This is a genomic window from Pseudomonas sp. GM55, from assembly GCF_000282395.1.
Taxonomy (GTDB): Bacteria; Pseudomonadota; Gammaproteobacteria; order Pseudomonadales; family Pseudomonadaceae; genus Aquipseudomonas; species Aquipseudomonas fluorescens_CC.
Genome location: NZ_AKJJ01000036.1, coordinates 107,724 through 115,929 on the forward strand (window position 1 = coordinate 107,724; position 8,206 = coordinate 115,929).

Consider the following 8,206-nt stretch of genomic DNA (forward strand, 5'->3'; position numbering starts at 1 on the left):
AGCGTCATCGATAGAGCCATTTGCGTATCAGTGACAGCAACTGGTCGGTATCCACCGGCTTGCTGACATAGTCCGATGCGCCTGCCTCGATGCACTTTTCACGGTCACCCATCATCGCCTTGGCCGTCAGCGCAATCATGGGCAGGGTTTCAAATCTTTTGAATGTACGGATCTGGCGCATGGTTTCAAAGCCATCCATCTCGGGCATCATGATGTCCATCAGGACGATGTCGGTATCGGGCTGCTGCTGCAGCAGTTCTATGGCGGTTCGGCCGTTTTCGGCCGTGGTCACCAGCATTTTGTTGCACTCGAGCACGCTGGTCAGGGCAAAGATATTGCGCACGTCATCGTCGACCACCAGGGCCTTTTTACCCTCCAGACTGTCCGAGCCCTCATAGAGTTTTTCCAGCATCCTGCGTTGGGTCTGCGGCAGCCTGGCTACGACGCGGTGTAGAAACAGCGCGGTTTCGTCGAGTATGCGCTCGGGGGATTGAACCGCCTTGATGACGCCCTTGCCGAGCAGTGTCCTGAATCGCTCGTGTTCCGGCTTGGTCAGTGTCTGCGCACCATAGACGACAATCGGCAATTCACGCATGGCGTGGTCTTCCTGCAACGCCTCGAGAAAGCTGATACCGGATGCGTCGGGCAGTTTGAGGTTGATTGCCATGCAGTCGTAGCGTTTCTTTGCCAGTTTCTTCAAGGCTTCAGCGCAGCTGTCGGTCGCTGCGATCTTCACGTCGCTATTGCCGAGTAGATCGAGGATGCGGGCGCGGCTGCCTTCGTCACCGTCGACGAGCAGCAGACTCCGGGTCTTGCGCCGTGCGAATGCCACGATGCCGACCAGCGCATTTTGAATCTCGTCGGCTGTGACCGGCTTGAGCAGGTAGTCGAAAGCGCCATAGCGCAGCCCGCGGGTGCGGTCGTCAGTGATCGAGATGATCTGGACCGGGATGTGACGCGTGGCGAAATTGCGTTTCAACTGCTCGAGTAGCAACCAGCCATCGATGTCTGTCAGGCCCGGGTCCAGGGTGATCGCGGCGGGTTTGAAGCGCTCGACAAGCTCCAGTGCATCCGCGCCACGGGTCGTGACGATAGCCTTGAACCCCTTCTGGCGCGCGGCCTCGAGCAGAATGCTGGCGAACCGGGCGTCGCCCTCGAGCATCAGCAGCACCTGGTCCCCGGGTTGGATAGACTCGCGGTCGTCCAGTATCTGTGCAGACGGGCCTGGCATGAGGTCGCGCCTGACCTGGTCAGGTACTGCCTCTGTCTCTGCCTCTGTCGCTGATTCGTCTAGCGACTGACGCCGGGTATCCGGTGTGCGCAAGGGCACGTACAGCGCGAAAATACTGCCCTTGCCGATCTCACCGGCGATCAGCCGCAGCTCACCGCCCAGCCGGTGTGCGAGCTCGCGACTGATCGACAGACCGAGGCCGGTGCCGCCGTATTTTCGTGAGGTTCCGGTGTCTGCTTGCTGGAACGCCTCGAAGATGAGTTTCTGCTTGCCGGCAGAGACGCCAATGCCGGTGTCGGTGACCACGAAGGCGACCACCGCATCGGCGTGATTCAGTTCGCTGTGATCCACGCTCCACCCGGACACAGCGGGTTCGATGCTGATCTTGACGCTGCCTTGCTCTGTGAACTTGAAGGCGTTGGACAGCAGGTTCTTGACCACCTGCAGCAGGCGCTTTTCGTCGGTCCAGATGACGGGGGGCAGGGTAGGCGCCAGTTCAATCGTGAAGGTCAGGCCCCGGCTTTCGGCGACCGGCCGGAAGGTGCGTTCGATCTGGTCGTGCAGATCGGCGAACAGTGCTTCATTCAGATCCAGTGTGACCGTACCCGACTCGATCTTGGACAGATAGAGAATCTCGTCGATCAGCTCCAGCAGGTCTTTGCCCGCGCTACGGATGGTCTTGGCATATTCAACCTGCCTGGGCGTGAGATTGTGTTGCGCGTTTTCGCTGAGCTGCTGGGCCAGGATCAGCAAGCTGTTCAATGGCGTCCTGAGCTCATGGGACATGCTGGAGAGGAATTCGGACTTGTACTTCGAGGTCAGCATCAACTGCTCCGCCTTCTCCTCCAGCGACAGCTTGGTGATTTCGACTTCGCGGTTCTTGCGCTCGACTTCGGCTTTCTGCTCCGCGAGCATTCCTGCCTTGTCCTCCAGTTCCTCGTTGGTCTGGCGCAATTCTTCCTGTTGCCTTTGCAACTCCTGCGCCAGCGATTGCGACTGCTTGAGCAGTTCCTCGGTACGCATATTGGCTTCGATCGTGTTGAGCACGATACCAATCGATTCAGCAAGCTGATCAAGGAAGGTTTGATGAATGATGCTGTAGCGCGTGAACGAAGCCATTTCGACGACGGCCTTGACCTTGTTCTCGAACAGGATCGGCAACACGATGATATTCAGCGGAGCGGCCGCACCCAGTCCCGATGAAATCGCGACGTAATTTGCGGGTACGTCGGTCAACAGGATGCGCCGCTTCTCGTAAGCGCATTGCCCGACCAGGCCCTCGCCAAGCCGCCACTCATCGTTCACATTGATGTTGCCCTTGTACGCATAAGCCGACAGCAGTTTGAGTTTCGCAGGATCGGGCGGGCTCTCGTTCATCATGTAGAACACACCGTGCTGGGCGTTGATCAGCGGAGCCAGTTCCGACAGCACCATCTTGGAGACAGCCGCCAGATCGCGCTGGCCCTGCAGCAGGCGGGTAAATTTCGCGAGATTGGTCTTGAGCCAATCCTGTTCCGCGTTCTGCCGCGTGGTTTCCCGCAGGTTGCGGATCATCTCGTTGACGTTGTCCTTCAATTCCGCCACTTCACCCTTTGCTTCCACCTCCACGTAACGGGTCAGATCGCCCTTGGTCACGGCAGTCGCCACGTCGGCAATTGCGCGCACCTGATTGGTCAGGTTGGCCGCCAGACCGTTCACGTTGTCGGTCAGGTCGCGCCAGGTGCCGGCAGCGCCCGGCACGTTGGCCTGTCCGCCCAGCTTGCCTTCGACGCCCACTTCACGCGCCACCGAGGTCACCTGGTCGGAGAACAGCGCCAGCGTATCGGTCATGCCGTTGATGGTGTCGGCCAGTTCGGCGATCTCGCCCTTGGCTTCCAGTGTCAGTTTCTTCTTCATGTCGCCGTTGGCTACCGCGGTCACCACTTTCGCGATGCCTCGCACCTGGCTGGTCAGGTTGGCCGCCATGAAGTTCACGTTTTCGGTCAAATCCTTCCAGGTGCCGGACACGCCTTGCACCTGTGCCTGTCCGCCGAGCTTTCCTTCGGTGCCGACTTCGCGCGCCACCCGCGTCACTTCGGCGGCAAAGCTATTGAGCTGGTCCACCATGGTGTTGATGGTGTTCTTCAGCTCCATGATTTCGCCCTTGGCCTCCACGGTAATCTTGCGCCCCAGGTTGCCTTTGGCCACCGCTGTCGTCACATCGGCGATGTTGCGCACCTGATTGGTCAGGTTGGCCGCCATGCTGTTGACCGAGTCGGTCAGGTCTTTCCAGGTGCCACCGACACCCGCCACCTTGGCCTGGCCACCGAGCTTGCCGTCAGTCCCGACTTCGCGTGCCATGCGCGTCACTTCGTCGGCAAAGGTCGAGAGCTGGTCGACCATTGTGTTGATGGTTTCCTTGAGCTGGAGAATTTCACCTTTCGCTTCGGCTGTGATCTTGCGCGACAGGTCGCCGTTGGCCACCGCCGTGGTCACGTCGGCAATGTTGCGCACCTGGGTGGTCAGGTTGGCCGCCATGCCATTGACCGAATTGGTCAGGTCCTTCCAGGTACCGGATACGCCGGTCACTTCGGCTTGTCCACCCAGTTTGCCTTCGGTACCGACTTCCAGCGCCACGCGTGTCACCTCCGCGGCGAAGCTGGAGAGCTGGTCGACCATCGTGTTGATGGTGTTTTTCAGTTCGAGAATCTCGCCCTTGGCTTCAACGGTAATTTTCTTGCCGAGGTCGCCACGCGCCACCGCCGTCGTCACCTGTGCGAGGTTGCGCACCTGGGTGGTCAGGTTGGCCGCCATGCCGTTGACCGATTCGGTCAGGTCGCGCCAGGTGCCTGATACGTCGCGCACTTCGGCCTGACCGCCCAACTTGCCTTCGGTCCCGACTTCCAGCGCCACGCGGGTCACCTCCGCAGCGAAGCTCGAGAGCTGGCCGACCATCGTGTTGATGGTGTTTTTCAACTCGAGAATCTCACCCCTGGCTTCGACGGTAATCGTCTTGCCCAGATCGCCTTTGGCCACCGCGGTCGTCACGTAAGCGATGTTGCGCATCTGGGTGGTCAGGTTGGCGGCCATGTCGTTGACGGAGTCGGTCAGATCTCTCCAGGTGCCGGACACCCCTTTGACATTGGCCTGCCCACCGAGAATCCCTTCAGTGCCGACTTCGCGCGCCACCCGGGTCACCTCGGAAGCGAAGGAGCCCAGTCGCGTCACCATGGTGTTCACGATCTCGGCGGATTTGAGGAACTGGCCCCGCAGTTTCAGGCCGTTGAGTACCGGCGGTACCTGCTGGCTCAGATTACCCTCGGCCACCGAGCCGACAACGCGAATGATCTCGTTCATCGGGCTGATGAGGTCGCCGGTGAGCGCATTGCTCGAGTTGATGATCTTTTGCCATGAGCCTTTCAACATCGGCAATTCGATACGCTCATCGACCTTGCCCTGCTTGCCGATCAATCGCGCCACGCGTTCGAATTCGGTGGTGGTGTCGGCCGCCATGTCGATGATTTCGTTGAGCGTGTCGGCGATCTTGCCCGGCATGCCGGTCCAGTCTTCCGGCATACGCGTAGTGAAGTCACCTTTGCGCAACGCCTTCAGCGCTGCCAGCAACGTCTTCATGTCGAAAACTTCGATCGGTGTCGTTACTGTGACCATGTCTGTGTCCAGTCAAAGTTGATGCCATGCAGTGTTTCCCAGGCTGAAAACCGAGCGTCAGCTTAGGGAATACTAGCAAGGTTGGCGCAATGCCCCGGATCCTGGGGAAATTGTCATTTTGCAATGCAATCGCGGCCTGCTAACGTCAAGCTCTGCAGCCGATTCCGTGGCTTGCCGGTCACTGGCCGCTGGGTTAGTGCGGGTACGAATGGAAAATACAGATGCCTGAGCAAAAAATCAGAGTCTTGCTGGTGGATGATCACAGCATCGTGCGCAACGGCGTGCGACGCATGCTGGAGACCGCCGGCGAGATCGAAGTAACGGGTGAAGCAGAGACGGCACAGGGCGCAATGCTCCTGATCCGGGAGCAGGATTTCGACGTGGCGCTGGTCGATATCCAGCTGCCCGACAAGACCGGCCTCCAGCTCCTCAAGCTCATGCGTGCGGAGAAGCCCAGGCTCGCCGTTCTGATGTTGAGCATGCATTCGGTCGAGGCCTATGCGTTGCGCGCCATCAAGCACGGCGCTGCGGGCTACCTCACCAAGGATATTTCCGCAGCCACCCTGGTTGCGGCAGTGCGCAAGGTGGCCTCAGGCGGCAAGCACGTCAGCCCTGAGCTGGCAGAAAAACTGGTCAACGCTATCGGTAGAGGCGACGCGGCCCCCCACGAAGCACTGTCCGACCGGGAACTTGAAGTACTCAAGCTGCTCGCAGCAGGCGAGAGAATTGTCCGCATCGCCCAGATATTGCACTTGAGCCCGAGTACCGTCACGACATACCGGGCACGCATCCTGGAAAAAACAGGGATGGACAGCAATGCGAAACTGGCCCGCTATGCACTCGAAAACGGCCTGCTAACCTAGAACGCCTTGCCATTCGACGCAGTCGATCCAGCCTGCTTGTAGTGGAAACACTACAAACTCTTGGCTGATATCTCCACAACGATGTCCAGCTAACGTCGATAGTGTGGTTCGTTCAACTCAAGCATAGTTACCGCTCTGCAAAATTCGTAAGTTGAGCGCGGAGTACGCGCTGCATTCATGTTGAATCAAAGTTCCAACTGGAGGACTACATGATGATTGGCTACTGGTTATGCGCGTTGCTGTGGGGTGTGGTATTGCTGGAAGAAATCCAAAGCATGCCCCTTCAAGAATGGAAAGACGAGGGTCTGAAAAAGGTTCTGTTGTTGCGCCGGACCAGAACCCGGACCAACTATTTTATGGCGTTGATCGCTGGCGCCTTGTGCCTTTATAGCGAAATCCGAGTGGCGCCGGTCGATCAGAACATTTTCAATCCGGAGCTGATGCTTGCCGTGTGTGGTCTACTTTGGGGTGCTTATCTTTCCGTAGTCTCCTTGAAGGGGAAACGATAGATGCCTGGCTCACTGACGACTGCGGGTAATTGATATTTCTCTATGGTCGGCCGGCAGCGAAACTTCCCCGGTCCGGCGCTCAACTCAGCATCCGAACGGCCGCAGCCTCCCTGGTTGCGGCTTGTCCTGTGAGGTTTTCTTCCAGGACTTGATGACCTCCAACCCCTTGTACGTCTGGCCTTCGTCGCGCACGGTGGCATCCCTGGTGAAGCAGCGCGTATGTGCAAGTACCACCCAAGGTGGAGTATCGGATGACAGAGTAGGGCAGGCGTTTTGTCCCGCACTGGATGCACTGTTGAAATGGGCGGAACTTCGGGAGACGCTCAAGCCAGCAGGTTGAACCACCCAGAGTTTGCAGCCCTGCCTGAGTGGCCGGTTCTGGCCGTTTGCTGCCTGTGGTGACCGTCTGAAAACAACCGTGGATTCAACCGCTCGCAGACAGCCAGTTGGCGGCGCGTTCGGCGATCATGATTGAGGCGGCATTGGTATTACCTCCCACCAGGGGCGGCATGATTGAGGCATCTACCGCGAGAAGCCCCTCGATCCCATGCACTCGTAATTGGCTATCCACCACTGCTTGAGTGCGTTCAATCGCGCTTGTCGGCGCTGGTTTTTCATGTCGCCGGCGCCAGGCGTCGCCAGTTGCTCGAATGAAACCGGCTCATGTTTCAGACTTTAACCGCCTTGCGGTACCACTCGTGCATCATTACCTGAACCCTCGATATAAACGTTCATGCCTTTACCCAGAGACGGATTGATAGGTTGGGTCACCGATACCAGTACGCCACTTTTGACCCGCACGATGATCTGTTGTGCCTCGACAGGTTGGTCGTACTTTTTCTTCTCTGCGTAATTGCCGCCAACAGCTCCGGCGAGCGCGCCTGCTACCATGGCGACATCGCGCCCGGTGCCGCGACCGATCAGGCTGCCGATACCGAGTCCGCCAAGGCCGCCGAGTACGGCGCCTACGCCACTGTCGTGATTGGTCTGCATCTGCGTCAGTGATATCTGCTCGATCTTCCCTGAGCGAATTTCGGTTTCACCGGCACCGCCATTGGTTGATCCCACAGCGGAGCAGGCACTGATCAGTACGGTCGCTAACGCGAGCGTGAGCCAGGACAAGATAGCTTTCATTGTTGTGCACCTCTTTCATTGGTATTTGATCGCAATGCCTTTGAGTTTGCGTCCCTGGATCGTATTAATGTCACGGCTCCACAGTGGCCCGGACACATACGCGGCCACGGGCTGGATTTGGTCGTAAACCACGACTACCGCGTCTGCTCCCAGCGTCGCTGCTTGTTCACGCAGTTTCTCTTCGACTTGAGTAATGGGTGGCGCCGGGTCAATGCTGGCGTCGATCAGGATTTCACCTAGCCGCACAAAAGGTCGGGTGGGTGCTACGCGCGTGATCTGAACTTCGCTGGCCAGGGTTGGCGCGGGGTGTTCAACCCCGACGTACGCGGTCGTCTGCGCATCCACCGTCGCGCAGGCACCCAGCGCGAGCACACTGGCGATGAGTGCGGTGGTGAGTATCGGGCTGCGCAATCTTGAAAATTGAAACAATAAACAGGTCCACATAGCAGTAATCCCCTTTTTGAGATTTATTCAAGCCAACCTGGGTTGGCGGGTACAACAGCACTCAACTGCGGATAAACGCCCAGAGGTCCGTGTTCAATTTGTCGATTGCGGCCTTGAAGTCTTGCATGGTGATCTTCTGACTCTCGTTCGACAGCTGGCTGCCAAAAACCTTACGAACGACTTTGGCTACAGTCTGATTGGTTCTTGCGTCGATGAACTCGGCTTCGATGAACAGGTTGGTGTCCTGGTCCCGATGACCAGTGGCGGCCTGTGTGGCTCCGGCGAGCAGGTTTCGGGACAGGTTCATAGTGGTGAGTCCTCCATGGACGAAGTCGTATTTTTCGGTGGTAATGCTTCAGAATCGCCAGGTCATGTTC

5 protein-coding genes and 2 pseudogenes are annotated in these 8,206 nt (G+C 58.3%); 2 read left to right on the top strand and 5 right to left on the bottom strand.

Going from position 1 to position 8,206, the window contains the following annotated elements; all coding sequences use genetic code 11:
• Positions 1–4: 4 nt before the first annotated feature.
• A complete protein-coding gene (locus tag PMI31_RS07870) occupies positions 5–4,879 on the bottom strand; it encodes a HAMP domain-containing protein (protein ID WP_008017344.1) in 4,875 nt (1,624 codons plus the stop codon).
• 221 nt (positions 4,880–5,100) lie between these two features.
• Here PMI31_RS07870 and PMI31_RS07875 point away from each other — a divergent pair, with 221 nt between their 5' ends.
• Positions 5,101–5,742: a response regulator gene (locus PMI31_RS07875; protein ID WP_008017345.1), complete on the top strand. Its 642-nt coding sequence runs from the start codon at positions 5,101–5,103 to the stop codon at positions 5,740–5,742.
• A gap of 209 nt (positions 5,743–5,951) precedes the next feature.
• Positions 5,952–6,251 carry a hypothetical protein gene (locus PMI31_RS07880; RefSeq protein WP_008017347.1) on the top strand — a complete coding sequence of 100 codons (300 nt, stop codon included), beginning with the start codon at positions 5,952–5,954 and terminating at the stop codon, positions 6,249–6,251.
• Between the two features lie 424 nt (positions 6,252–6,675).
• On the opposite strand, the pseudogene PMI31_RS29815 reads toward PMI31_RS07880, so the two are convergent.
• The 4 genes and pseudogenes from PMI31_RS29815 to PMI31_RS07895 form a co-directional block, all read right to left on the bottom strand.
• Positions 6,676–6,828, bottom strand: a pseudogene (locus tag PMI31_RS29815) (GMC oxidoreductase); the annotation flags it as partial.
• A 98-nt stretch (positions 6,829–6,926) separates the two neighbouring features.
• Positions 6,927–7,385, bottom strand: coding sequence for a glycine zipper 2TM domain-containing protein (locus PMI31_RS07885; protein WP_008017348.1), 459 nt, complete (start codon positions 7,383–7,385; stop codon positions 6,927–6,929).
• 15 nt (positions 7,386–7,400) lie between these two features.
• Positions 7,401–7,829 (bottom strand): hypothetical protein, encoded by a 429-nt coding sequence (locus PMI31_RS07890; RefSeq protein WP_008017349.1) that lies wholly within the window; start codon positions 7,827–7,829, stop codon positions 7,401–7,403.
• Between the two features lie 61 nt (positions 7,830–7,890).
• A pseudogene (locus tag PMI31_RS07895) lies at positions 7,891–8,115 on the bottom strand (DUF3313 family protein); the annotation flags it as partial.
• Positions 8,116–8,206 lie beyond the last annotated feature (91 nt).

Bases quoted from the DNA above. Each gene is read 5' to 3' on its own strand.
- PMI31_RS07875 (WP_008017345.1), top strand. From the start codon at position 5,101: ATGCCTGAGCAAAAAATCAGAGTCTTGCTGGTGGATGATCACAGCATC.
- PMI31_RS07885 (WP_008017348.1), bottom strand. From the start codon at position 7,385: ATGAAAGCTATCTTGTCCTGGCTCACGCTCGCGTTAGCGACCGTACTG.
- PMI31_RS07880 (WP_008017347.1), top strand. From the start codon at position 5,952: ATGATGATTGGCTACTGGTTATGCGCGTTGCTGTGGGGTGTGGTATTG.
- PMI31_RS07890 (WP_008017349.1), bottom strand. From the start codon at position 7,829: ATGTGGACCTGTTTATTGTTTCAATTTTCAAGATTGCGCAGCCCGATA.
- PMI31_RS07870 (WP_008017344.1), bottom strand. From the start codon at position 4,879: ATGGTCACAGTAACGACACCGATCGAAGTTTTCGACATGAAGACGTTG.